The following is a 23,737-nucleotide window of genomic DNA, read 5'->3' as shown; positions in this document are numbered from 1 at the left end:
CGCAAACGTCTCCAGACGCAAAAAAAGGAGGGGGTTCCCTCCCTTTTTGGCGGTTTCTTTTCAATCCCTCAGCGGCACGCCGTTGGCGTCGGTCTGAATGTTGCCCGCGATGATGAGAATTCCCTCGATGAAGCCCCACAGCCCGCCGATGCCGCAGGTGAGAACCGTCACCACAATCTGGAGCACCGCGCGGCTGGTAAAGCCCAGGTAGAAGTTGTGAATGCCGATGTAGCCGAGAAAGATGCCCAGCAGTCCCGCGACCAGCTTCGACTTCTGACTGTAGCCGCTCGGCGCGCCGTAGTAGGGCTGCTGCCAGGGGCCCTGGTTTGTGTTCTGGTAACTCTGCCCGGCGCCCGGCTGGTAGCCGCTGTTGACATAGAGCACCGCGCCGCACTTCGGGCAGACCGCCGAGCCCGGCACCGTCCTCTCGCCGCAGTTGTAGCAATAGTTCGTACCCACGCCCGCAGCGGCCTTGCACCTCGGGCAGTTCGGCTTGCCGGTCTCATACTGTTCTCCACACACTCTGCAATACATGGGAAGCTCCTTTACAATGAGTATTTTTACTATCTGATATCCTGCTGGTAATTAATCGGAGTGGCCGTCTGTGTCAGCGGGCGCAGCCGGTAGGAACCGCCGCCCTGCAGCACCGCATCGAGCATGGAGACCGACTCCGCGCTGTTTGTCACGCCGATGCAGATGTCCCAGCGCACACGGCCGAGCACGGTGAGAATGTCCGCCGAGCTCGCCTTTGTCCCGCCGACCGACGACGGCAGAGGCAGATTCACGCCCCACATGCGGTAGCCGTTCTGGTAGAGTCTGTTGCGCGCCTGGGCGGAGAAACTGCCCCCCGTGTCGATGTAGACGAGAGTGGCGCGCTGCTTTGTGATCTTCTGGTAGGCGTCGTTGGCGCTCTCGATTGCGGCGGCGACCGACGAGGCCGACAGACCGCGCGCAAGCTGGCTGTCGGACAGCGTGAGCCCCACCGTGTGGCCCCGCGCGAGTACGCGGCGCACCGTCGCGGGGTAGCGCTTGATGGTGATCTCACTGAAGAAGAACGCGCCCTTGAGCCCGCTGTCCTCCAGAACGCCCATGGCCTCGCTGACGCGGGCGGGCGTCAGTTCGCGCAGCGACACATAGACCGACGGCTCGCTCTTCGAGCCGGGATTCTCGCTTGTCATGGTGCTTTGAATCAGCTCAAATTGCAGATTTGTCAGCGTACTTTTGGTGACGATGCGGGGCGTGCCGTCCGACAGCAGCGAAAACGACGCGCCGAACTCGCCGCAGAGGAACTCCACCGGCACATAGAACGTGCCGTTTGTGAAAAAGGTCTTCGCGTAGAGAACGCGCTTGTCATCGGTCACAACACGGCCGCTGTAGATGTTCATGGTCAATATCTGCTTGTCGCGGAAGATGGTGAGGCTCCCCGAGTAGACCTCGTAGATGTAGGTCGCCGAGAACTTCTCGAGAAACTCGTCAATGGGAAAGTAGACCACGCCGTCCTGCACCACCATGGGAGTGGTGTCCGGGACGGTATAAAATTCGTCGTCAAAGAGAACTCTCCACCCGCCGTCGGCCGAGGCCGGGCAGACAGACAGCACAAGCAGCAGAACAGTCAGCGCAAGCGCGCAGAGTTTTCTTCGCATGAGACGCTCCCTCAAAATAACAGATTTCTACGTCTCTATTATAATAGCCCTCACGCCAAAATCCAGATTTTTTGGGATTTGTAAGACAACTGTAATAATACGCCGGTATGGAATTGACGAATGATTCCATATGATGATACTATAGGACTGAACTCGAATATTCCGACAAAATCAATGTTTGGGAGGGCAACTGCCATGGGCGAGGCGATACTGTTTGACCGCGATCTCGTCGTCTGTGATATGGAGGCGTCGAGCGACACGGAGATCTTTGAGAGGGCGGCGGCGCTGCTGCGCGAACGTGGGCTTGTCAAAGACAGCTTCTTTGACGCGATCTGCGAGAGGGAGCAGAGCTACCCCACCGGCGTGCCGGTGGGCGAGGTCAATGTGGCCATTCCCCACGTCGAGAGCAGCCATGTAAACGCCTCGGCCGTTCTCGCCATCACGCTCAAAGAGCTCGTGCCCTTTTCAAGTATGGTTGACAAGGAGCAGAAGATCGGCGTGGGGCTCGTGTTCATTCTGGTGCTGCAAAACGGCAAGATGCACCTGACCATGCTGCAGAATCTCATGAAGATCGTGCAGAGCCCCGAGACCATCTCGGCGCTGCGCGCCGAGCACGACCCTGCGCGCGTCTACGAGATGCTGCGCCCCTATGTGCTCGCCGAGTAGCAATCATCGTCTAAAACAGAGGGAGTCATCATGAAAACAGTCTTTCCATCCATCAATTCAGCCGACCATCTCTTTTTGCACGACGAGCTGATGAAAGTCGACCGCGCCGGCTTCGAGACCATGCACGTGGATGTGCAGGACGGCAACTTTTTCCCGAACATCTCCTTTGGAATGAAAGTGCTCGAGGGGATGCGCCGGTACTCCGACATCGGCTTCAACGTCCATGTGATGGTGCAAAATCCCTCGTACTACATCGACCGTCTCGGACAGATCGGCAACATCCACAGCGTTCTCTTCCACCCGCGCCACGTGCTCTATCCGAGCCAGTTCATTCAGCAGATTCGCGCCATGGGCTCCTCCCCCGGCATCGCGCTCTTCCCGCTGGAATCTCTGCACGAGATGCGCTACTACGTCGGCAAGATCGACTATCTGCAGATCATGACGGGCGAGCCTGACAACGGCCAGTTTGAATTCAACCGCTACACGCTCGAGCGCATCCGCGAGGCGCGCGAGATCTTCGGCGACAGCGCCCACATCCTCGTCGACGGAAACGTCGGCCTCGAGGAGCTGCCGCTGGTCAAAGAGGCCGGCGCCGACCGGTTTGTCGTCGGCCGGGCGCTCTTTCGCGCGGAGCATTTCGACGAGCGCGTCGAGCAGATCCGCCGCATCGTCGGCGAGTAGCGCCGCCGACGCCCCGACACGGGAGGATACTTATGCAGTTAAACTGGATCAGCTGGATGGGCCTTGCAGTCGTCGCTGTGATGCTCGTGCCCAATCTTCTCTGGGCCGCGAGGGGCGCGGGGACAGCGCAGAGCCGGCGTGTCCCACGGGTGGCCGCCGCGGCCGAACAGGTGGGGCGCTGCGCCTGTATGGCCCTGATGATTCTGCCTCTGGGCGTGGGGGAATTCGGCTTTTTCAGCGTGGCCGGCTTTCTTTTCTACCTGTTCGCAGTCGCCGGTCTGCTGCTCGCCTACCTCGTCGTCTGGGTGCTCTATTTCAGGGCACAGACACTGCCGCGGGCTCTGGCGCTCGCCGTTCTTCCAGCGGCCATCTTCTCGCTCAGTGCTCTGGCGCTGCGGCACTGGCTGCTGGCTCTGGCAGCCGCCGTCTTCGCGGCCGGTCACCTCTGGATCACCATTCAAAATCACAGAAGCTGATGTTTTTCTTTCCCATTCAAGTGGGGACTGCCGCAGGGCAGTCCCTTTTTTGCGCGGTTTACGCGGCGGCCGTCACACGATGCGATACGCGGTAATAGTAATAAGTAGGGTCCAAATGGCAATGCTACTGGGTGACAATACCAGTTCGGCCGAGCGCCGTGAAAGGCGAGGTGTCACATGACCAATCTCTTTCCAAAGAACTTTGAGTGGGGCGTCGCGACCTCCTCCTACCAGATTGAGGGCGCGGCCCTCGAGGACGGGCGCACCGCCGGCATCTGGGACGCTTTCTGCGAGGACCACAGCCGCATCGCCGACGGCAGCGACGGAGCGGTCGCCTGCGACCACTACCACCGCTTCCGCGAGGATGTGGCGCTCATGCGCGAGCTCGGCGTGACGTCCTACCGGATGAGCTTCTCCTGGCCGCGCCTGTTTCCCACCGATTCCCCCGAGCCGAATGAGCAGGGCGTGCGCTTTTACCGCGAGCTCTTCGCCGCGCTTCACGACGCGGGCATCTCCGTTATGGCGACCCTCTACCACTGGGATCTGCCTGTCTGGCTTGCGCGGCGCGGCGGCTTTGCCAGCCGTGAGACGGCGCAGGTCTTCGCCGACTTTGCCACACGGCTCTTCTCGCTGTTCGGCGACGACGTCGACTACTGGGTCACCATCAACGAGCCGTCGGTCATCGCAAGCCTCGGCTACATCACCGGCGAGCACGCACCGGGCGAGCGCGACATGGCAAAGGCCATGGCCGCGGCCCACCATCTTCTGCTCGCCCACGGACTCGCGGTGCAGCGCTTTCGTGAGGCGGGGCTGCGCTCCAAGATCGGCATCGTACTCAACCTGGTCAAATATGTCCCGGATTCCCCCAGGCCGCGCGACCGCTTCGCGCGCTTCAAGCTCGACCTCTTCTACAACGAGTGGTTTTTAAGCGCGCTCGGCGAGGGGCGCTATCCGCCGCTTCCCGCGGGCTTTCTGCGGCGCGCCAAATGCCACCCTGATGTGCACCATGGCGATATGGAGATCATCGCGCAGCCCGTGGACTTTGTGGGCGTCAACTACTACACGCGCGCCCGCGTGCGCGCCGCGCACTGCCCCAGTCAGATGAACTGTGTGCTCGCCGACGACCCCGGCGACGAGGCCACCGACATGGGCTGGACTATCGATCCGGACGGCCTGCGCGACGTCTGCAAACGGGTCTACCGCACTCTGAGAAAGCCGCTCTACATCACCGAAAACGGCGCCGCCTTTGACGACGAGCTCACCGGCGGCGCCGTCCACGACGAGAAGCGCACCGACTATCTGCGCCGTCACATCGAGGCGGTCGAACAGCTGCTGCTCGACTGGGTCGATGTGCGCGGCTACTATGTGTGGAGTCTGCTTGACAATTTCGAATGGGCCCACGGCTACACCCGGCGCTTCGGCATCACCCATGTGAACTTTGACACGGGCGAGCGCACGCCCAAGGACAGCGCGCTCTGGTACCGCGATTTCATCCGGGACCACCGCCGCTCTTGACCGGCGCTGCCGCAGCGGATAAAATGAGATGGTAAACCCTCTTGCGAATTATCTACCAAAGTAGTATACTTTAGGACGAAGGGACTTCCATCATGAAAGAAGTGACCATCTACACCGACGGCGCCTGCAGCGGGAACCCCGGCCCTGGCGGCTACGGCGCCATCCTGCAGTACGGCCCGCACCGGCGCGAGCTCAGCGAGGGCTACCGCCGCACCACAAACAACCGCATGGAGCTGCTCGGCGCCATCCGGGCGCTCGAACTGCTCCAGGAGCCCTGCGCCGTCACTCTCTACAGCGACTCGAAGTACCTTGTCGACGCCATTGAAAAGGGCTGGGTTGACTCGTGGCAGAGGCGCGGCTGGCGCAAGGCGGACAACAAGCCCGCTCTCAACCGCGATCTCTGGCAGCGGCTTCTGGCGCTTCTCGAGCGCCACAAAGTGCGCTTTGTCTGGGTCAAGGGCCACGAGTCGAACGCGGGCAACAACCGCTGCGACGAGCTGGCGGTGGCGGCGAGCCGTGCCCCGACGGCTGTGGACGAAGCCTTTGAGCAGGAGAACAGCCTGCCCCAATAAACCACCTGTGATATGCGGATGGCTCGATGCCATCCGGCAAAGGAGTGAACTGCCATGAAACGCTTTGTATACGCCGACAATGCGGCGACCACAAAAGTACATCCCGAGGTCTTTGAGGCCATGAGCACCTACTACCAAAACGAATTCGGCAATCCGTCGAGCCTCTACTCCATCGGCGCGCAGGCCAAGGCCGCCGTTGACGCAGCCCGCGCCGATGTTGCGCAGGCGCTCGGCTGCAAGCCGAGCGAGGTCTACTTCACCGCCTGCGGCAGCGAGGCGGACAACTGGGCGCTCAAGGGCGCCGCGCACCGCTTCGCCCAGAAGGGCCGGCACCTCATCACCACCAAATTTGAACACCACGCCGTGCTTCACACCATGGCCCAGCTCGAGAAAGAGGGCTTTGAGGTCACCTATCTCGACGTCCACAGCGACGGCATCGTGCGCGTCGAAGATCTCAAGGCGGCCATCCGGCCCGACACCACCCTCGTGAGCATCATGTTCGCCAACAATGAAATCGGCACCATTCAGCCCATCGAAGAGCTCGCGGCCGCAGCCCATGCGCACGGGATCCTCTTTCACACCGACGCGGTGCAGGCGGTCGGCCATGTGCCGATCGACATCGCGAAAATGGGCATTGACATGCTCTCGCTCTCGGCGCACAAGTTCCACGGGCCGAAAGGCGTGGGCGTGCTGACCATCAAAAACGGCATCCTGATTGACAATCTGATCGCGGGCGGCGGACAGGAGCGCGGCCGGCGCGCCGGCACGGAGAACGTCGCCGGCATCGTGGGGCTCGCAAAGGCCCTCACGCTCGCCGTCGGCAACATGGCCGAGAACAACCGCCGGGTGCTCGCCATGCGCGAGCGGCTCATCGACGGGCTTCTCAAGGTGCCGGAGGCCTTTTTGAACGGTGACCGTGATCGCCGCCTGCCCGGCAACGTCAACATCGGCTTCCCCTATGTCGAGGGCGAGTCGATTCTTCTGATGCTCGACATGAACGGCATCTGCGCCTCGACAGGCTCTGCCTGTGCCTCGGGCTCGCTCGACCCGTCGCATGTGCTGCTGTCCATCGGTCTGCCCCACGAGCTCGCGCACGGCTCGCTGCGCCTGTCGCTGAGTGAGGACAACACCGAGGAGGACATCGACTATCTGCTCGAGGTCATTCCCCCCGTCATCGAAAAGCTGCGCGCCATGTCGCCGCTCTACGAAAAGGCCGCAAAATAGAAAGGAGAGACAACGCCCCATGTACAGCGCAAAGGTAATGGATCATTTCAGCAATCCCCGAAACGTCGGCGAGATCCCCGACGCGAACGCCGTCAGCGAGGTCGGCAACGCCAAGTGCGGCGACATCATGAAAATCTACATGAAGATCGACGACAGCGAGGTCATCACCGACATCAAATTCAAGACGTTCGGCTGCGGCGCCGCCGTGGCGACGAGCTCCATGGCCACCGAGATGGTCAAGGGCAAAACCGTCGCCGAGGCGCTCAAACTCACCAACAAGGCGGTCGCCGAGGCGCTCGACGGTCTGCCGCCCGTCAAGATGCACTGCTCGGTGCTCGCCGAGGAGGCCATCAAGTCGGCCATCATCGACTACTATAAGAGAAAGGGCGTCGATCCGACACCCATCGTCGGCTGCGACGGCAACTGTGCCTGCTGCGCCCACGAGTGACATAAGGAGACACCGCCATGAATCAGACCGTGGTACTCGGCCTCTCCGGCGGGGTGGACAGCTCCGTCGCCGCCGGCCTGCTGCAGCAGGCCGGCTTTGACGTCGTGGGCGTCATGCTCCAGATTCCCCACGCGGCAAGCCCCGTCGACGACGCGCGGCGCGTGGCGGCGGCGCTCGACATCCCGCTGATTACGGCGGATGTCGCCGAGCGCTTTGAGAAGTATGTCATCGCCCCCTTTGCCGCCGAATACCGCGCCGGGCGCACGCCGAATCCCTGCGTGGTCTGCAATCCGTCCGTCAAGTTTCACACGCTGCTGTCCATCGCGGACGACCTGGGCGCGGAGTATGTGGCCACCGGCCACTACGCCCGCGTCGCCCGCGCACAGACCGGTGGGCGGCATCTTCTTCTGCGCGCCGCAAACCGTCAAAAGGACCAGAGCTACATGCTCTACCGCCTCGGGCAGGATGTGCTCGCCCGGCTGCTGCTGCCGCTCGCCGAACTCGACAAGCAGGCGGTGCGCGCTCTCGCCGGCGAGCAGGGCCTCGTCACGGCGGACAAGCCCGACAGCCAGGAGATCTGCTTTGTGCCGGACGGCGACCACGCGGCCTTTCTCGAGCGGCACACGGGCGCGTCGCCCGCGGGCGATTTTGTCGACGGGCAGGGCTGTGTTCTCGGCCGCCACCGGGGCGTCATCCGCTACACGGTCGGCCAGCGCAAGGGGCTCGGCGTGTCGCTCGGCTACCAGGCCTTTGTCTCGGCCATTGACGCCGGGGCGAACACCGTCACGCTGACCGCCGACGAGCGCGAGCTGTTTCACGGCGGCGTCACGCTGACCGACTGCGTCTTCCACCCGTTTGAGCGCCTTGACGCGCCGATGCGGGTCACGGCGAAAATCCGCTTTGCGGCCCGCGAGGCCGCCGCGCTCGCAACGCCCCTCGGCGGCGGCGCGGTGCGCGTTGACTTCGACGAGCCCCAGCGCGCCCCGGCGCCCGGCCAGAGCTGCGTGCTCTACGACGGCGACACCGTCGTCGGCGGCGGCTTCATCCGCTGAAACTTCAAAAATGACAATATTTGTTTTTTTACAATCATCCGCTTTTTTCGGGAAGACTAAAAGCGGGTGATTTTTTCATCCGAAAAAGGAGGGGTAACTTTGGCCGGACGCAAAAAGAGCGAGAGGCCTCTGCGCGAGGAGCCCACGCTGCGCGCCTATCTGACAGGGCCCATGACGCAGGCGAACAAACGCCACGCCGACAGCCGGGCGCCCATTCCGGCGCTCTACAACGTCGAGGAGCTGCGCGACTTTTCCATCGAAAACAAAAAGTGACCCGAGGGGGGGACGGCAAAAAGGCCGTCCCCCCGCCCTTTTTCGGCCACTTTTCTTTTGACTTCACAAGGGGCGCTGTGTTAATATAGAAACTGTACCATTGTGTCTAATTTTGCGTGAAATACAAGGCCCGGTAAAGTTGCTCCGCGGCCGGAGAGGGGGTCCCATGGGCAAGATCGTCACCATCGCCTCCGGCAAGGGCGGCATGGGAAAGACCACCCTCGCCGCCGAGCTCGCGACGGCGCTGAGCCGCGGCGGCCGCCGCGTGATCGCAGTCGACACCGACTCGGCTCTGCGGAATCTGGACATGCTGCTCGGCGTGCAGGACCGCGTGGTCTACAACCTCTATGACGCGGTCAGCGGCACGTGCGCTTTCGAGGACGTGCCGGTCGCCTGCACCCCCGGCGGGGAACTGAGCTATCTGGCCGTATCGGGGTCCGACTTCGGCGCGCCGACGCTGAGCGAAAACAACTTCAAAATCGCGCTCGCCGCGCTCGCGCGCGACTACGACACCGTGCTCGTCGACTGCGCCGCGGGTGCGTCCGCGCTGACACGGGTGGCGCTCACGGTCTGTGATACGGCGCTGCTTCTCACGGCGCCCGATCTGCTGGCGATTCGCGACTGTGAAAAGATCGCCCGCTTTTTCACCCAGTACAATCCGCTTGCCGACGGCTACCTCATTGTCAACAAGGTGGAGCCGCGCGCCATCGAGCAGGGGCTCGCCCCCGACATCGACACCATCATGGATACGGTCGGTCTGCCGCTGATCGCGCTGCTGCCGCTCGATATGAATGTGCCGCTGCTGCAGAACAATGTGCGCCGCATTCTCGGCACCGGCTCTCCCGTCGCCCCCCAGATAGAAGATCTTGTCCGGCGGCTCGAGGGGGAGCAGGTAGCTCTGAAAAAATTCTGGTAGGCTGATATATTTATTTTACGGGAGGAAGAATAGAATGAACATCGCACTCATCGCCCACGACAAGAAAAAGGAACTGATGGTCCAGTTCTGCATCGCCTATTGCGGCGTGTTGAGCAAGCACTCCCTTTGCGCGACCGGTACAACCGGGCGGCTCGTCGCCGAGGCGACCGGCCTTGAGGTCACCCGCTTTCTCAGCGGCCCCCAGGGCGGTGACCAGCAGATCGGCGCGCGCATTGCCTACAACGAAATCGACCTTGTTCTCTTCTTCCGCGACCCGCTCACCGCGCAGCCCCACGAGCCCGATGTGCAGGCGCTGATGCGGCTGTGCGACGTGCACAACATCCCGATCGGCACCAACGTCGCAACGGCGGAGGTTCTCATTCAGGGCCTTGCGCGCGGCGACTTCGCCTGGCGCGACATCGTCAATCCCAAAATCCGCTGAGACCGGCAATACTTTGTATATCTGTCATGGGCGGGCCGTGTGCCCGCCCATGTGAATGGAGGAACCCATATGGCACTCATCACCAAGGCCCCCCGGGGCACCCACGACATCCTGCCCGGCGAGATCCACAAATGGCAGCATGTCGAGCAGGTCATCTCGGAGGTCTTCTCGACATTCGGCTACCGCGAGATCCGTCTGCCCACCTTTGAGCACACCGAGCTCTTTGAGCGCGGCGTCGGCGACACCACCGACGTCGTACAAAAGGAGATGTACACCTTTGAGGACAAGGGCGGGCGCTCCATTACGCTGCGCCCCGAGGGCACTTCCCCCGTGGTGCGCGCCGTGCTCGAAAACGGCCTCGACAAGGGGGCGCTGCCTCTGCGCACGGCCTACTTTCTCAGCTGCTTTCGCTATGAGAAGCCCCAGGCCGGTCGGCTTCGGGAATTCCACCAGTTCGGCATTGAGATGTTCGGCACGGCCACGGCCGACGCCGACACCGAGGTCATTCTGGTGGCGGACGCGGTCTTCAAGCGCTTCGGCATCCGCAATCTGACTCTCACGCTCAACTCCATCGGCTGCCCCACCTGCCGAAAGGAGTACCACGCGGCGCTCAAGGCCTATTTTGCAGGCCATGTGGAGGAGCTCTGCGAGACCTGCCGCGACCGGCTCGAGAGAAATCCCATGCGCATTCTCGACTGCAAGTCGCCGGTCTGCCATGAGATCGCAAAGGGCGCGCCGGTCATTCTCGACTACCTGTGTGACGAGTGCCGCGAGCACTTTGACGCAGTCAAGAGAAACCTCGACGCGCTCGGCATCCCCTACCGGGTCGACCCCACCATCGTGCGCGGGCTCGACTACTACTCGAAGACCGTGTTTGAGTTCGTCTCAAACGAGATCGGCGCCCAGGGCACGGTCTGCGGCGGCGGGCGCTACGACGGGCTGATTCCCATTCTCGGCGGCGACCCTCTGCCCGGCATCGGCTTCGGCATGGGGCTCGAGCGGCTTCTGCTCACGCTTGAGGCGGCAGGTTACGCATTTCCCTCTCCCGAGGGGCCCGCGGTCTACATCGGCAATATCGGCGAGCCGGCGGGCGTCTGCGCGCTGGAGCTTGTCACACAGCTTCGCCAGGCGGGCATCGCGGCCGAGAAGGACATCGTCGGGCGCTCGCTCAAGGCCCAGATGAAATACGCCGACAAAATCGGCGCAAAATACACCCTCATCCTCGGCGACAGCGAGCTGGAATCGCGGCGCGCCAAACTCAAGGACATGGCGACCGGCGAGAGTGTCGAGATCGATCTCGACCAGATCGTAACCGAGATGACAAACAGGAGATGACAAAGATGGCGGAATCCTTTCACGGCTTGCACCGCACCAGATACTGCGCCGAATTCGGCGTGGACAACCTCGGCCAGACCGTCACGGCCTGCGGCTTTGTGGACAATTTGAGAAATCTCGGCGGGCTTCTCTTCATCAGCCTGCGCGATCGAACGGGCGTCGTGCAGTGCACCGTCGAGCAGTCGCAGCACCCCGCGCTCTACGAGAAGTGCAGCGGCGTGCACGGCGAGTATGTGCTCGCGGTGACGGGCGAGGTCTGCCGCCGCTCGGCGGAGGCCGTCAACCCCAAAATGAAGACCGGCGAAATCGAGATCATCGCGTCGGACGTACGCATTCTCTCCGAGGCGAAGACCACGCCCTTTGAGATTGTGGACCACTGCAACACCAACGAGGAGCTGCGTCTGAAGTACCGCTACCTCGATCTGCGCCGCCCGGTCATGCAGCAGGGCATCGTCCTGCGCAGCCTGGCCGCGAAACTCACGCGCGACTACTTCTACAGCCAGGGCTTTCTCGAGATCGAGACTCCCATGCTCACCAAGAGCACGCCCGAGGGCGCGCGCGACTACCTCGTGCCCTCCCGCGTGCACAAGGGCTCGTTCTATGCGCTGCCCCAGTCGCCCCAGCAGTACAAGCAGCTTCTCATGCTCGCGGGCTTTGACCGCTACATGCAGCTCGTGCGGTGCTTCCGCGATGAGGACCTGCGCGCCGACCGCCAGCCGGAATTCACCCAGATCGACCTCGAGATGTCCTTTGTGGACATCGACGACGTCATCTCGGTCAACGAGGGCTTTCTCAAGACCGTATGGCGCGAGCTTCTCGGCATTGAGCTCGAGACGCCTTTCCTGCGGCTTCCCTACCGCGAGGCCATGGACCGCTTCGGGTCGGACAAGCCCGACCTGCGCTTCGGCTTCGAGCTTCGCAATCTCTCCGACATTGTGAAAAACTCGGGCTTCAAGGTCTTCTCGGGCGCCGTCGAGGCGGGCGGCAGCGTGCGCGCGATCAACGTCAAGGGCGCGGCTGCAAAGTTCTCGCGCAAGGAGATCGATTCGCTCGGCGAGTACGTCAAGACCTACCGGGCAAAGGGTCTCGCCTGGATCAAGTGGGGCGACGAGATGACCTCGAGCTTCACGAAATTTCTCACCGAGGAGGAGACCGCGGCCATTCTCAGGGCCATGGAGGCCGAGCAGGGCGACGTGATCTTCGTCGTCGCCGACCGTGACCGCGTGGTCTTCGACGCGCTCGGCGCGCTGCGCTGCGAGTGTGCGCGGCGGCTCGATCTGCTCAAAAAGGACGACTTCAAATTCCTGTGGGTCACGGAGTTCCCGCTGTTTGAGTACAGCGAGGAGGAAGACCGCTTTGTCGCCATGCACCACCCCTTTACCTCCCCCATGGAGGAGGACATCGACATGCTCGAGAGCGCGCCCGAGAAAGTGCGCGCCAAGGCCTATGACATTGTCTTGAACGGCACCGAGCTCGGCGGCGGCTCCATCCGCATCTTCCAGACCGACTTGCAGGAGCGCATGTTCAAGGCCCTTGGCTTCACAAGGGAGCAGGCCTACCACCAGTTCGGGCATCTCTTAAACGCCTTTCAGTACGGCACGCCGCCCCACGGCGGCATGGCCTACGGCTTTGACCGGCTGATGATGCTTCTCACCGGTAAGGACAGCATCCGCGACGTCATCCCGTTCCCGAAGGTGCAAAATGCGGCGGAACTGATGACCAGCTGTCCCTCCGACGTGAGCGAGCAGCAGCTCGAGGAACTTGGCATCATGCTGCGCCCCGGCGTCGTGCCGGAGGGCGGCGAGCCGTAACTGTTCGCATTTCATGCAGTCTGCAAACGCCGCTTTGCGGCGCGCAGACTGCATTTGCGGGTCTGAGAAAGTTTACATTTTATTTACACCTGTCAGGGATTCCATATGGTATCCTGAAAAAGCTAAAATCCTGCCCGACCGGGCGTTCGGCGGGCAAGGGGAGGAAACGCAGAACATGATTGAAATCCGCAATCTGACCAAGATGTACGGTCACAAGCGCGCGGTCAACGACATCTCGTTTGATGTCAAAGACGGCGAAGTGCTCGGCTTTCTCGGGCCGAACGGCGCGGGCAAGTCGACGACCATGAACATGATCACGGGCTATCTCTCGCTGACGAGCGGCACCATCAAGATCGACGGCATCGACATCATGGAGAACCCCAAAGAGGCGAAAAAGCTCATCGGCTATCTGCCCGAGCTGCCGCCGCTGTATCTCGACATGACGGTCAAGGAGTATCTCAACTTCGTCTACGACCTCAAGGGCTGCAAGCTGCCCCGGCGCGAACATCTCGCCGAGATCTGCGAGCTGGTCAAAATTCAGGACCACTACGGGCGGCTGATCAAAAACCTCTCAAAGGGCTACCGCCAGAGAGTGGGCGTCGCCCAGGCGCTCGTGGGGAATCCGAAAGTTCTCATCCTCGACGAGCCCACCGTCGGTCTCGACCCGCGGCAGATCATTGAGATTCGCAATCTCATTCAGACGCTCGGCAAGAGCCACACCCTGATTCTCTCGTCGCACATCCTGCCCGAGGTGCAGGCGGTCTGCGAGAAGATCATCGTCATCTCCAAGGGCAACATCGTCGCCAACGACACGCCCGACAACCTCTCGCACAACCTGTCTGGCTCCAACAAGTTTCTCGCGCGCATCGGCGGCGACTTCAAGAGCGCGCTGCCCGTGCTGCGCGCGATTCCCCATGTCAAATTTGCCGATCTGCTCGGCCAGAAAGAGGCGGACGCCGCCGACTTCGTCATCGAGTCGGAGCTCGGCAGCGACGTGCGCCGGCCGCTCTTTGAGGCGCTCGCCGGTCACGGCTACTATCTGCTCGGTCTCAAGCCCATGGAGCTCTCGCTCGAGGACATCTTCATGCAGCTCGTCTCCGACTCGAACGAGCTGCGCTCGGACAACGCACATGAGGAGGAAAAAGCGGTATGACAGCCATCTACAAACGCGAGCTGAGAAGCTACTTCACATCGCCGATCGGCTACATCCTGCTCGCCATCTTCTGCATCATGACCGGCCTTGCGTTCAACCAGCTCAATCTGCAGGCGCTCGAGAGCGATCTGACGGGGCTGTTTCTGTTCATCATCCAGTGGGTGCTGCTGGTCTTCATTCCGTCGCTGACCATGAAGACGTTCAGCGAGGAGAAAAAGCTCAAGACCGAGCAGCTGCTGCTGACGTCGCCTGTCAGTCTGTCGGCCATCGTCATGGGCAAGTTTCTCTCCTGTGTGACCTTCTTCGGTTTTGCAATGGTCTTCACACTGCCCTATGTGGTAATCTGCGCCGGAAACGGCAACGTGGTGCCCGGCATCATCATCGGCCACTACATCGCGACGGTTCTCGTCGCCTGCGCTTTCATCTCCATCGGCATGCTCATCTCGTCGCTGACGGAGAACCAGGTCATTGCGGCCTTTGCGAGCTTCGGCGTGGTCATTGCGCTGATTCTGCTCAACAATCTCGCCGCCACGACTGACAACGTGACCCTCTCGGTCGTCATCAACTGGCTCTCTTTCTATGCGAGATACACGCCTTTCTCGGGCGGGCTGTTCTCGGTCGTCTCGATTGTCTACTACATCTCGATCACCGGCATCTTTCTGTTCCTGACCACGCGGGTTCTCGAACAGAAGAGATGGGCCTGATGGGAGGGAAACAGCTGTGAATAAACTCAAGAAGCTCTTAAAGAGCAACAAGCTCAAATACGGAACCCCTGCTATCGTGCTCACGGCCATCATCGTGGTGATTGTGATTGTGCTCAACGTCGTTCTGGTGTTTCTCGACACTGTATGGCCCATGACCTACGACATGACCAGCAACAAGCTCTATGAGATCTCCGACGAGACCAAAGAGTATCTCAAGACGCTCGACACCGACGTCACCATCACCATCGTGACGCCGGAGAACAAATTCAACGACACCCTTGTCGAGATCATGAAAAAGTACGACAGTCTCTCGGACCATGTGACGTTCCGCTCGCTCGACATCGCGCTCAACCCGCAGTTTGCTGAGAAGTTCAAGGATGAGACCATCTACTCGAATTCCATCATCATTGAAAGCGACAAGCGCAGCAAAATTCTCAATGAGTACGATCTGTTTTTGTACATCACCGACGAGACGAATACCAGCGGCAAAAACGCCCTGAAAGCCGAGCAGAAGCTCACCTCGTCGATCATGTACGTCGCGAGCGACACCATTCCGAAGCTGGCGGTCATCTCCGGCCACCAGGAGGACGAGGCGGCGCGCCTCGAGTCGCTCGCCGAGTACAACAGCTTCATCGTCGAGCAGGTCGACCTGACCAAGGACGAGCTCACCGACGACTACACAATGGTCGTCATCGTCAACCCCAAAAAGGACTTTACGCCCGCCGAACTCGATAAGCTCGACCGCTACTTTGACAAGGGCGAGAGCGGCGCGATGGTCTTTTTGAGCCCGGCGGTGCCCGATCTGCCGAATCTTGAGGCCTATCTGCGCGAGTGGGGCATCGCCGTCAATGACGACGTCGTGCTCGAGCCGCGGCAGTTTATCATGAGCCAGACCAACGTCGTGGCCTCTTTCGGCGACTCCAAGCTCTTCGACTCGCTTGCAAACAGCACCGTCATGGTGCCGTCGTCCCGTTCGATTGAGCGCCTCTTTGAGAAGAACGACACCCACCGCACCGAGACCATTCTCAGCTCGTCGCGCGACTCCTACTCCAAATCCGCCGAGGGCGATGTGACCACCAACCCCGGCAAGGTCGCAGGCGATCCGACGGGACCGTTCAACCTCGGCGTGCGCTCGATCAAATATCTGACAAACGATCAGGGCCAGTCCATCAACAGCGCCATCTATGTCATCGGTTCCTCGGGCTTCTGCGGGGCGGATATGATCGACGCGAGCAACCTTGCAAACATCGACGCGCTCGCCATCATGCTCAACTCCCTCAAGGGGCAGGCCGACCTGATCTATGTCGCGCCGAAGTACTATGAGGACACCCTGCTCTCGCTCAACCAGTCGCAGGTTCAGACCTACTTTATTGCCTTTGTCATCGCCATTCCCGCGGTGTTTATGCTGATTGCCTTTGTGGTCTATCACAGGAGGAGACATCTGTAATGACGAAGAAGAAATGGATCATCATCGCAGTCTGCGCGCTGGTGCTGGTCGCGCTCTGCGTGACCGTTGCGATGCTCGCGAAGATGGAGCCCCCCGACACACGCGACTGGGGCGACCGGGAACTGCTGTTCAACGTGGAAGAGTCGCAGGTCGCACAGGTTGCAGTCGAAAACCAGAATGGTACTTTCACCTTGAATCAATCCAATGGCAGCTATCAGCTTGCCGAGCGGACGGATCTCCCCCTCTCCGCCGGAAAGTCGAGCAGCCTCATCGGCTGGGGTTCCCAGGTGTGGGGGCGCCGCCGGGTGACTGACGAGGCGGTGGATCTGTCGCTGTACGGCCTCGATGATCCGGCCTGCACCGTCACGGTGACACTGATTGACGGCAGCAGTCAGATTTTCTACCTCGGCGACTATTCTGAACAGCAGAACAGCGTCTATCTCATGGTTGAGGGAAGCGATGCGGTCTATCTGGGCAGCTATCCCGCTGAGGAGTTTCTGCATGTCGATCTGCTCGGGCTCATTTACACCGATCTGGCCGAGTCATTCAGCGCTGACAGTTATCCGAATCTCGGCACCATCAACATCAAAAATCACACCACCGGTTTTGAGCTCAACCTTGCACCCAAGACGGACGCCGAAGTGGAAGCTACCGCCGGATACTCCTATCACAAGGTCACGGTTCCCTACGAAGCAGAAATTGACATGGATTACTTTGTGGATACCATTGTCGGTGAACTCGATAATCTGCAGGCGAATTCGGCGATTGCCATTGATGTGACACCGGAGGACTATGCGGATTACGGGCTTGACAACCCCTCCTACACACTTTACTTTGAGTATCACAACCGCAAGTATACCATCCTGTTCGGCGATCACTCCGATGATGACTACTACATCACCTGCATGCGAGAGGGGCGCAATATTGTCTACCGCATCTCTCCCACGATGGTGACGCTTCTCGACACCACGATGAGCGACATTGAGACCGAGCTTGTCTATCTGCGGGCGGTTGACTCCTTTAACTGGATGGAGCTTACACGCGGCAGTGAGAACTACCGCTTTGACGTCAAGCGCGCCGACGACGCACTCGATGTCACAATCGGCGGAAAAGCGGTCGAAATGGCCGACTTTCAGACCCTCTACGGCGCCTTTATGGACACCACGAAGAAAGACTATGTCGAGCTGCCTGAGGGCGCCGCGCTCTATGCGTCCATCCGCTTTCAAAACCGCGCTTCGGGCTCGGTCGACACCATCGAGTACTATGAGCTCGACGAACGGCGGCTCTTTGTGAGCGTCAACGGCGTCGGGCGGGAGTATGTGCTGCGCAAGGATGTGGAGAACATCTTTACCACGGCGGCGCAGATCAGCCAAAATCTTGAATAAACGTACCCCCGGGGCGCGTCTTTGCAGACGCGCCCCGCTTCTTGACTTTTGGCAGGGTGCGTGTTATATTGAATCTACAGCGATGACGGGGACACGCGAAGCCCGCCCCAGAGAGAGACGCCGCCGGCTGAAAGCGTCTCACAAGGGCAGAGTACCACCCCGGAGCGTCGGGCTGAACCGACAGTAAGTCCGACCGGTGATTCCGTTATCATCATAACGAGTGGCGGCCTCTGGCCGCAACAAGGGTGGAACCGTGCGGATTGCCCGCACCCCTTTCGGAGGGGTGCGGTTTTTTTGCGCCCCGGCGCAAACAATAGAGCCAGCGGCTCATCCCCGCCACAGGCGGGACAAAGAAAGGAACGATAGCCATGATCAACATCACATTAAAAGACGGCTCGGTCAAAGCCTTTGAGAGCGGCGTGACGCCGCTTGCCATTGCCGAGTCACTCAGCGCGGGGCTTGCGCGCAATGTGCTCGCCGCCGAACTCGACGGCAAGGTCTGCGATCTGCTGACCCCCATCGACCACGACGCGAAGCTCGCGCTGCTCACGTTTGACGACGAGGGCGGCAAAAAGACGTTCTGGCACACCGCCTCACACGTCCTCGCGCAGGCGGTCAAGCGCCTGTATCCGGCGGTCAAGCTGACCATCGGCCCGGCCATTGACAACGGCTTCTACTACGACTTTGACACCGAGACCCCGTTCACACCCGAGGATCTCGAAAAGCTTGAAAAAGAGATGAAAAAGATTGTCGACGCAAAGCTGCCGGTGCGCCGCTTTGAGCTGCCGCGCGACGAGGCAATCGCACTGATGAAAGAGAAAGATGAGCCCTACAAGGTGACCCTCATCGAGGAGCTGCCGCCCGAGGAGCACATCTCTTTCTACGAGCAGGGCGAATTCACCGATCTCTGCGCTGGCCCCCATCTGCCCGACACGGGCAAAATCAAGGCCTTTAAGCTCATCCAGTCCACCGGCGCCTACTGGCGCGGCGACGCCAAAAATAAGATGCTCCAGCGCGTCTACGGCATCGCTTTCCCAAAGGCGAAAGAGCTCGACGAGTACCTCGCACGCCTCGAGGAGGCCAAGCGCCGCGACCACCGCAAGCTCGGCCGTGAGCTCGATCTGTTCGACATCTACGAGGAGGGCCCGGGCTTCCCGTTCTTCCTGCCCAAGGGCATGGTACTGCGAAATCTTCTCGAGGACTTCTGGCGCGAGGAGCACCGCAAGCACGGCTACCAGGAGATCCGCACGCCGATGATCCTCAGCGAGGAGCTCTGGCACCGCTCGGGCCACTGGGACCACTACAAGGAGAACATGTACTTCACCAAAATTGACGACGCCGACTTCGCCATCAAGCCCATGAACTGCCCGGGCGGCATGCTCGTCTACAAGCGCCGGCTCCACTCCTACCGCGATCTGCCCCAGCGCATGGCCGAGCTCGGCCTCGTTCACCGGCACGAGCTCTCCGGCGCGCTGCACGGCCTCATGCGTGTGCGCTGCTTTACGCAGGACGATGCGCACATCTTCATGACCCCCGAGCAGATTGAGCAGGAGATCGTGGGTGTCATCGACCTGATCGACGGCTTCTACAAGGTCTTCGGCTTCAAGTATCACGTCGAGCTCTCCACCCGGCCGGAGGACTCCATGGGCTCTGACGAGCAGTGGGAGATCGCCACGAACGCCCTGCGCCGCGCCATGGAGGACAAGGGTATGGACTTTGTCGTCAACGAGGGCGACGGCGCGTTCTACGGGCCGAAGATCGACTTCCACCTCGAGGATTCCATCGGCCGCACCTGGCAGTGCGGTACGATTCAGCTTGACTTCCAGATGCCCGAGCGCTTTGATCTGACCTACGTCGGCGCCGACGGCGAGAAGCACCGCCCGGTCATGATTCACCGCGTGGTCTTCGGCTCCATCGAGCGCTTCATCGCCATTCTCACCGAACACTTCGCCGGCGCCTACCCTCTGTGGCTCGCCCCGGTGCAGGTCAAGGTGATTCCGCTGACCGACCGCCAGCTCGAGGCCTCCCAGAAGATCGCGGGTGATCTCGCCGCGGCGGGGCTGCGCGTGGAAGTCGACGAGCGCAGCGAAAAGATGGGCTTCAAGATCCGCGAGGCCCAGCTCCAGAAAATTCCCTACATGCTGGTCATCGGCGACAAGGAGCTGGAAAAGGGCGTTGTCTCAGTGCGCAGCCGCAGCGACGGCGACCTCGGCACCATGACGGCCGACGCATTTCTCGCAAAAACCGCCGAAGAGATTCGCACAAAAGCGCTCTAAGCGCCGCATAAACAGGTCCCCCGACGTTCAAACTAGCAAAAAGGAACGTTGGGGGATTTTTTTATGTTATCAGCAAAACGCTATCGCTTTCTCCTGCAGCTGCTCATTTTGATTCTGGTGAATCTGCTTGTCATCGGCGTGGTCCGAAACGTCATGGATGAGCGCAGCGTCGCCGCGCTCTCACGCTACGGCTCGACCGGCAGCGAAGTCACTGCCGTGCAGCAGAAACTGCAGGCTCTCGGGCTCTACGCCGGCTCCATCGACGGCATCTACGGCAGCGGCACCGAGGCCGCGGTGCGCAAGTTTCAGCAGCAGCGCGGCCTTTCGGTTGACGGCATCGCAGGTCCCGCCACGCTCTCGGCACTCGGCATTACGGGCAGCTCCGGCAGCTCCGATGCAGGGGCAGGGCTCTCCTCCGAGATGCGCCTGCTCGCGCGCATCATCTCCGCCGAGGCGCGTGGAGAGCCCTATCAGGGGCAGGTCGCCGTGGGCGCAGTCATTCTGAACCGCGTGGAGCACTCCTCTTTCCCGAACACGCTCGCGGGGGTCATCTATCAGCCCGGTGCTTTTACTGCCATTGTGGACGGCCAGTTCAACGAGCCCGTGGCTGACAGCGCCTACCGCGCCGCGCAGGACGCCGTCAACGGCTGGGATCCCACCGGCGGCGCCATCTACTACTACAACCCCGTAACCGCCACCAACGAGTGGATTCGCTCGCGGCCCATCATCAAGGTCATCGGCAGACACGTCTTCTGCAGCTAAGCCATGGCTGCCGGACGGCCGAAAAGCCGCCTCGAAGCTCTGTTTGAGCGAAAGAGCAAACTCCTTTTTTAACCAACCGGCGCAAAAGTGCGCAGAGCGCCCCACTTTGCGGGGCGCTCTTTTCATGTTATAATAAGGAAACTCCAGCTCTGCTCCTGCCCCTTGCGGGACAGCTGAAGCATGCCCGCACGGCACCGTGAAGCTTGCCGGCTATGGTATCATGGAATCCGTCTGCTATTCGGCGGCGGGCAGAGGCGCTTTGAAAAGCGCCTCATTTCCCGGGGCGATCGTCTCACGTCGGACTGTCCGGTAACTCTCCAGAACAACGTCGCCGTCGGCTGTGACGGTGAACACGGCCTCGTCCTCCCCGAGGGCGAGCTCTCCCACATGCGCCGAGAGGGCAAAGGCCGCCTCATGGCCGCCGTCGTCGAGGCAGGCGGCATGCGTCAGAGCCATGTCATCCGCGGTGAGCGTGGGGGTGGTCGTGAGCGAATTCGCGTAGTACGCGGCGCAGGCCTCACGCGCACGGCCGAGAAAGAGCGCGCACAGCAGTTCATTTTTGGCCGTGCCCTCACGGTCGATGACAAGCCCCGCGTCCACCGCGGCGAGGCTCTCGACACAGACATAGACCGTAAAGGCAAGCGCCGCCGTCATACACAGAGCCAGCAGAAGCCCCGGCAGCCGCCCGCGGAAAACCCGTCTCACCGAAACACCCCCTCAAGTCCGTTTTTGACATTCTATGCCGCGCCATGCGCGGACATGCAAAGGAGGCGCTCCCATGGACCAAAAGGTCGGTCTGGGCGAAATTGTGCGCCCGCTTCTCGACTGGTATGCCGTGCGCTCGCGCACGCTGCCTTTTCGCAGCGATCCCACGCCCTACCACGTGTGGCTGTCCGAGATCATGCTCCAGCAGACCCGCGTCGAGGCGGCGCTGCCCTACTACCGGCGTTTTCTCGAAGTTCTGCCCACCATTGCCGATCTCGCGGCGGCGGATGAACAGACCCTCTTCAAGCTCTGGGAGGGACTCGGCTACTACAGCCGCGCCCGAAACCTGCAAAAGTGCGCCAAAATCGTTGTGGAGCGCTTCGGCGGCGAGCTGCCCGCCGACTATGACGAACTCTTAAAGCTCCCCGGAATCGGCCCCTACACGGCCGGGGCAATCGGCTCCATCGCGTTCTCTCTGCCAGTCGCCGCGGTGGACGGCAATGTGCTTCGCGTGCTGTCGCGCCTGCGCGCCGACCCGGAGGACATCCTGCTGCCCGCGACGCGGCGCAGGGTGACGGCCGAGCTCTGCGCCGTCATGCCGCCTGACAGCGGCTCTTTCAACCAGGCACTCATGGAGCTCGGGGCGCTGGTCTGCCTGCCAAACGGCGCGCCGAAGTGCGGCGAATGCCCGCTTTCGGCGCTCTGCCGCGCCCACGCGCTCGGACGCGAGGAGGACTTCCCCCAAAAGATCAAAAAGGCCGCCCGCCGGGTGGAGGAGAGAACCATCCTCGTGCTGTTCCACCGTGGGCGTGTGGCCATCCGCCGGCGGCCTGACCGGGGACTTCTCGCCGGCCTCTGGGAGCTGCCCTCCCTGCCGGGCCGGCTCACGCCGCAGCAGGCCGCCGAGCGACTGCCCCTGCTTGCGGGCGCCGTACTCTCGTCCCTGCCGCAGGCAAAGCATGTCTTCTCCCATGTGGAGTGGCATATGGCCGGCATCCGCGCGGAGCTCGCCGCGAGACCCGACGACCCCACGCTTGTCTTCGTCACCCCGCAGGAGCTCACCGACCGCTATGCGCTCCCCTCGGCCTTTCGGGCCTACGCCGACCCGATCAGAGAAAAACCCTCCGATTGACATCGGAGGGTTTTTTGTCTCTGTCTTTAGAACGCAAGCCCCAGCGGCACGGTGATGAGTTTGACGATGATGCCCGCGAGCATGCCGAGAAACGGATCGGACACCGCTGTGACCGCCATGGCCACGCCGCCCGAGAGCACGCCTGTCGTGTCAGCCCCGTTGAAAGCCGAAAAGGCGTTTCCGGGTACGGTCACAACCGCGCCGAGCACAAACAGAAAGCCCGCGATCGACTGGGCGGGGATGAACTTTGCGACCTTCGGCAGCAGCCCCGTTGCGAGGATGATGACCATCAGCCCCATGAGGATGATGCCCGACCACATGGGATTGGGCGCAGCCGCCGTGGGCGAGATGATCGCCTCAACCGGCGCGCCGCCGAACAGCGACGAGAACGCATCGGCAAGACCCGAGTAGACCGACAGCCCGTCCACATTTGCGGTGGCGCCCGCCATCTCGGCGGTGATGCCGCCAAAGGCGATATTCGCGCCCACCGTCAGGCAGATCAGCGCGAGCGTGCCGCGCACCACATTGAAGTTGACAATGGGCTTGTGGATGCGCAGTTTGCGCTCTGAGGCCGAGGCCGGAACCTCAACCTTGCCGTTTTTGAAGTAGGAGACGGCGCTCGCCACCACGACGCAGCCGACGATCGTGTAGACGAGATCCTGTGTGAAGACATAGATGAGAATGCCCACGACCATGCTTACAACGCCGGTGAGCTTGCTCTCTTTGACCATGTCGATGGAGACCTTGGTCAGAATGATGCCGACGCCCGCCATCATGCCGCTGACAACGCTGTTGCCGGCGAAGTCCGTGATCTTCTGCAGAATGCCGAAGCCGCCGAGAATCGCCATGCTGAAACCCGCGTACATGACCATGGACAGGCGCTCGCGGATGTCCTTGCCCATGGTGCCCGCGAGGGCGATGGTCTCGGCCTGCATGGAGATGGGAAGCACCGAGCCGTAGGCGAGGCAGCCGACGATGCCGATGGCGTAGGCGATCGCCGTGGGAACCATGGCAAAGCCGAAAGACATGGCCATGATCGCCTGGGTGACCGCATCGAAAACGACGCCTACCGCCGCGACGATGTCCTGAAATACTATCATTGTGTTACCCCCTGTTTTG

The 23,737-nt window shown here is 61.4% G+C and carries 24 protein-coding genes; 20 read left to right on the top strand and 4 right to left on the bottom strand.

Translation table 11 applies throughout. From position 1 onward, the window contains the following. Nucleotides 1-60 precede the first annotated feature (60 nt). Both H8695_RS07865 and H8695_RS07860 read right to left on the bottom strand, forming a co-directional pair. The gene (locus H8695_RS07865) at nt 61-534 is read right to left on the bottom strand and encodes a TM2 domain-containing protein (protein WP_249300442.1); all 474 of its coding nucleotides are present in this window, start codon (nt 532-534) and stop codon (nt 61-63) included. Nucleotides 535-563: 29 nt separating this feature from the next. Next, nucleotides 564-1,643, bottom strand: coding sequence for a polysaccharide deacetylase family protein (locus tag H8695_RS07860; RefSeq protein ID WP_249300441.1), 1,080 nt, complete (start codon nt 1,641-1,643; stop codon nt 564-566). Nucleotides 1,644-1,838: 195 nt separating this feature from the next. Here H8695_RS07860 and H8695_RS07855 point away from each other — a divergent pair, with 195 nt between their 5' ends. The 19 genes from H8695_RS07855 to sleB all read left to right on the top strand — a co-directional run bounded on the left by H8695_RS07855 (nt 1,839) and on the right by sleB (nt 20,781). Further along, nucleotides 1,839-2,309, top strand: a complete 471-nt coding sequence (locus H8695_RS07855) for a PTS sugar transporter subunit IIA (protein ID WP_249300440.1) — start codon at nt 1,839-1,841, stop codon at nt 2,307-2,309. Between the two features lie 30 nt (nt 2,310-2,339). After that, nucleotides 2,340-2,990, top strand: coding sequence for a ribulose-phosphate 3-epimerase (locus H8695_RS07850; protein ID WP_249300439.1), 651 nt, complete (start codon nt 2,340-2,342; stop codon nt 2,988-2,990). 32 nt (nt 2,991-3,022) lie between these two features. After that, entirely contained in the window at nt 3,023-3,466 is a 444-nt protein-coding gene (locus H8695_RS07845; RefSeq protein WP_249300438.1) for a hypothetical protein, read from the top strand. 177 nt (nt 3,467-3,643) lie between these two features. Next, nucleotides 3,644-4,981 carry a GH1 family beta-glucosidase gene (locus H8695_RS07840; RefSeq protein ID WP_249300437.1) on the top strand — a complete coding sequence of 446 codons (1,338 nt, stop codon included), beginning with the start codon at nt 3,644-3,646 and terminating at the stop codon, nt 4,979-4,981. Nucleotides 4,982-5,073: 92 nt separating this feature from the next. After that, a complete protein-coding gene (rnhA, locus tag H8695_RS07835) occupies nt 5,074-5,553 on the top strand; it encodes a ribonuclease HI (RefSeq protein ID WP_249300436.1) in 480 nt (159 codons plus the stop codon). A 54-nt stretch (nt 5,554-5,607) separates the two neighbouring features. Then, nucleotides 5,608-6,777: a cysteine desulfurase NifS gene (gene nifS / locus H8695_RS07830; protein WP_249300435.1), complete on the top strand. Its 1,170-nt coding sequence runs from the start codon at nt 5,608-5,610 to the stop codon at nt 6,775-6,777. A 19-nt stretch (nt 6,778-6,796) separates the two neighbouring features. Continuing rightward, on the top strand, nt 6,797-7,225 hold the full coding sequence (gene nifU / locus H8695_RS07825; RefSeq protein WP_249300434.1) for a Fe-S cluster assembly scaffold protein NifU: 429 nt from the start codon (nt 6,797-6,799) through the stop codon (nt 7,223-7,225). 17 nt (nt 7,226-7,242) lie between these two features. After that, nucleotides 7,243-8,277 carry a tRNA 2-thiouridine(34) synthase MnmA gene (gene mnmA, locus H8695_RS07820; RefSeq protein WP_249300433.1) on the top strand — a complete coding sequence of 345 codons (1,035 nt, stop codon included), beginning with the start codon at nt 7,243-7,245 and terminating at the stop codon, nt 8,275-8,277. A 99-nt stretch (nt 8,278-8,376) separates the two neighbouring features. Beyond that, the gene (locus tag H8695_RS07815; protein WP_249300432.1) at nt 8,377-8,550 is read left to right on the top strand and encodes a hypothetical protein; all 174 of its coding nucleotides are present in this window, start codon (nt 8,377-8,379) and stop codon (nt 8,548-8,550) included. Nucleotides 8,551-8,716: 166 nt separating this feature from the next. Next, nucleotides 8,717-9,466 carry a nucleotide-binding protein gene (locus H8695_RS07810; RefSeq protein ID WP_249300431.1) on the top strand — a complete coding sequence of 250 codons (750 nt, stop codon included), beginning with the start codon at nt 8,717-8,719 and terminating at the stop codon, nt 9,464-9,466. 34 nt (nt 9,467-9,500) lie between these two features. After that, nucleotides 9,501-9,908: a methylglyoxal synthase gene (locus H8695_RS07805; RefSeq protein ID WP_249300430.1), complete on the top strand. Its 408-nt coding sequence runs from the start codon at nt 9,501-9,503 to the stop codon at nt 9,906-9,908. A gap of 69 nt (nt 9,909-9,977) precedes the next feature. Beyond that, nucleotides 9,978-11,243, top strand: a complete 1,266-nt coding sequence (gene hisS / locus H8695_RS07800) for a histidine--tRNA ligase (RefSeq protein WP_249300429.1) — start codon at nt 9,978-9,980, stop codon at nt 11,241-11,243. A 5-nt stretch (nt 11,244-11,248) separates the two neighbouring features. Continuing rightward, nucleotides 11,249-13,054, top strand: a complete 1,806-nt coding sequence (aspS, locus tag H8695_RS07795; protein WP_249300428.1) for an aspartate--tRNA ligase — start codon at nt 11,249-11,251, stop codon at nt 13,052-13,054. A 175-nt stretch (nt 13,055-13,229) separates the two neighbouring features. Continuing rightward, entirely contained in the window at nt 13,230-14,207 is a 978-nt protein-coding gene (locus tag H8695_RS07790; RefSeq protein ID WP_249300427.1) for an ABC transporter ATP-binding protein, read from the top strand. Next, nucleotides 14,204-14,911: an ABC transporter permease gene (locus tag H8695_RS07785; RefSeq protein ID WP_249300426.1), complete on the top strand. Its 708-nt coding sequence runs from the start codon at nt 14,204-14,206 to the stop codon at nt 14,909-14,911. Before H8695_RS07790 ends, H8695_RS07785 begins: the two co-directional genes overlap by 4 nt. A 16-nt stretch (nt 14,912-14,927) precedes the next feature. Next, nucleotides 14,928-16,358: a Gldg family protein gene (locus H8695_RS07780; protein ID WP_249300425.1), complete on the top strand. Its 1,431-nt coding sequence runs from the start codon at nt 14,928-14,930 to the stop codon at nt 16,356-16,358. After that, nucleotides 16,358-17,743 (top strand): DUF4340 domain-containing protein, encoded by a 1,386-nt coding sequence (locus H8695_RS07775; protein WP_249300424.1) that lies wholly within the window; start codon nt 16,358-16,360, stop codon nt 17,741-17,743. Before H8695_RS07780 ends, H8695_RS07775 begins: the two co-directional genes overlap by 1 nt. 368 nt (nt 17,744-18,111) lie before the next feature. Continuing rightward, nucleotides 18,112-20,019 carry a threonine--tRNA ligase gene (gene thrS, locus H8695_RS07770; protein WP_249300423.1) on the top strand — a complete coding sequence of 636 codons (1,908 nt, stop codon included), beginning with the start codon at nt 18,112-18,114 and terminating at the stop codon, nt 20,017-20,019. Between the two features lie 63 nt (nt 20,020-20,082). After that, complete coding sequence (gene sleB / locus H8695_RS07765) at nt 20,083-20,781, top strand: spore cortex-lytic enzyme (RefSeq protein ID WP_249300422.1); 699 nt, start codon at nt 20,083-20,085, stop codon at nt 20,779-20,781. Between the two features lie 234 nt (nt 20,782-21,015). Here the strand turns inward: sleB and H8695_RS07760 are convergent, their stop codons facing one another. Beyond that, nucleotides 21,016-21,486: a hypothetical protein gene (locus tag H8695_RS07760; protein WP_249300421.1), complete on the bottom strand. Its 471-nt coding sequence runs from the start codon at nt 21,484-21,486 to the stop codon at nt 21,016-21,018. 73 nt (nt 21,487-21,559) lie between these two features. On the opposite strand from H8695_RS07760, the gene mutY reads away from it, so the two are divergent. Beyond that, entirely contained in the window at nt 21,560-22,618 is a 1,059-nt protein-coding gene (mutY, locus tag H8695_RS07755) for an A/G-specific adenine glycosylase (RefSeq protein ID WP_249300420.1), read from the top strand. Nucleotides 22,619-22,644: 26 nt separating this feature from the next. Here the strand turns inward: mutY and H8695_RS07750 are convergent, their stop codons facing one another. Next, a complete protein-coding gene (locus H8695_RS07750; RefSeq protein WP_249300419.1) occupies nt 22,645-23,718 on the bottom strand; it encodes an NCS2 family permease in 1,074 nt (357 codons plus the stop codon). Nucleotides 23,719-23,737: the final 19 nt, after the last annotated feature.

This window comes from Feifania hominis (assembly GCF_014384765.1).
Classification (GTDB): Bacteria; Bacillota; Clostridia; order Oscillospirales; family Feifaniaceae; genus Feifania; species Feifania hominis.
This window is presented reverse-complemented; position numbering and strand designations above follow the sequence as displayed.

What these genes read in the sequence shown, in the direction of transcription:
- H8695_RS07850 (WP_249300439.1), top strand. Translation starts at nt 2,340, where the DNA reads ATGAAAACAGTCTTTCCATCCATCAATTCAGCCGACCATCTCTTTTTG.
- H8695_RS07750 (WP_249300419.1), bottom strand. Translation starts at nt 23,718, where the DNA reads ATGATAGTATTTCAGGACATCGTCGCGGCGGTAGGCGTCGTTTTCGAT.
- nifS (WP_249300435.1), top strand. Translation starts at nt 5,608, where the DNA reads ATGAAACGCTTTGTATACGCCGACAATGCGGCGACCACAAAAGTACAT.
- H8695_RS07840 (WP_249300437.1), top strand. Translation starts at nt 3,644, where the DNA reads ATGACCAATCTCTTTCCAAAGAACTTTGAGTGGGGCGTCGCGACCTCC.
- mutY (WP_249300420.1), top strand. Translation starts at nt 21,560, where the DNA reads ATGGACCAAAAGGTCGGTCTGGGCGAAATTGTGCGCCCGCTTCTCGAC.
- thrS (WP_249300423.1), top strand. Translation starts at nt 18,112, where the DNA reads ATGATCAACATCACATTAAAAGACGGCTCGGTCAAAGCCTTTGAGAGC.
- H8695_RS07810 (WP_249300431.1), top strand. Translation starts at nt 8,717, where the DNA reads ATGGGCAAGATCGTCACCATCGCCTCCGGCAAGGGCGGCATGGGAAAG.
- H8695_RS07865 (WP_249300442.1), bottom strand. Translation starts at nt 534, where the DNA reads ATGTATTGCAGAGTGTGTGGAGAACAGTATGAGACCGGCAAGCCGAAC.
- nifU (WP_249300434.1), top strand. Translation starts at nt 6,797, where the DNA reads ATGTACAGCGCAAAGGTAATGGATCATTTCAGCAATCCCCGAAACGTC.
- H8695_RS07805 (WP_249300430.1), top strand. Translation starts at nt 9,501, where the DNA reads ATGAACATCGCACTCATCGCCCACGACAAGAAAAAGGAACTGATGGTC.
- H8695_RS07855 (WP_249300440.1), top strand. Translation starts at nt 1,839, where the DNA reads ATGGGCGAGGCGATACTGTTTGACCGCGATCTCGTCGTCTGTGATATG.
- hisS (WP_249300429.1), top strand. Translation starts at nt 9,978, where the DNA reads ATGGCACTCATCACCAAGGCCCCCCGGGGCACCCACGACATCCTGCCC.
- H8695_RS07845 (WP_249300438.1), top strand. Translation starts at nt 3,023, where the DNA reads ATGCAGTTAAACTGGATCAGCTGGATGGGCCTTGCAGTCGTCGCTGTG.
- H8695_RS07785 (WP_249300426.1), top strand. Translation starts at nt 14,204, where the DNA reads ATGACAGCCATCTACAAACGCGAGCTGAGAAGCTACTTCACATCGCCG.
- H8695_RS07790 (WP_249300427.1), top strand. Translation starts at nt 13,230, where the DNA reads ATGATTGAAATCCGCAATCTGACCAAGATGTACGGTCACAAGCGCGCG.
- mnmA (WP_249300433.1), top strand. Translation starts at nt 7,243, where the DNA reads ATGAATCAGACCGTGGTACTCGGCCTCTCCGGCGGGGTGGACAGCTCC.
- sleB (WP_249300422.1), top strand. Translation starts at nt 20,083, where the DNA reads ATGTTATCAGCAAAACGCTATCGCTTTCTCCTGCAGCTGCTCATTTTG.
- H8695_RS07775 (WP_249300424.1), top strand. Translation starts at nt 16,358, where the DNA reads ATGACGAAGAAGAAATGGATCATCATCGCAGTCTGCGCGCTGGTGCTG.
- aspS (WP_249300428.1), top strand. Translation starts at nt 11,249, where the DNA reads ATGGCGGAATCCTTTCACGGCTTGCACCGCACCAGATACTGCGCCGAA.
- rnhA (WP_249300436.1), top strand. Translation starts at nt 5,074, where the DNA reads ATGAAAGAAGTGACCATCTACACCGACGGCGCCTGCAGCGGGAACCCC.
- H8695_RS07860 (WP_249300441.1), bottom strand. Translation starts at nt 1,643, where the DNA reads ATGCGAAGAAAACTCTGCGCGCTTGCGCTGACTGTTCTGCTGCTTGTG.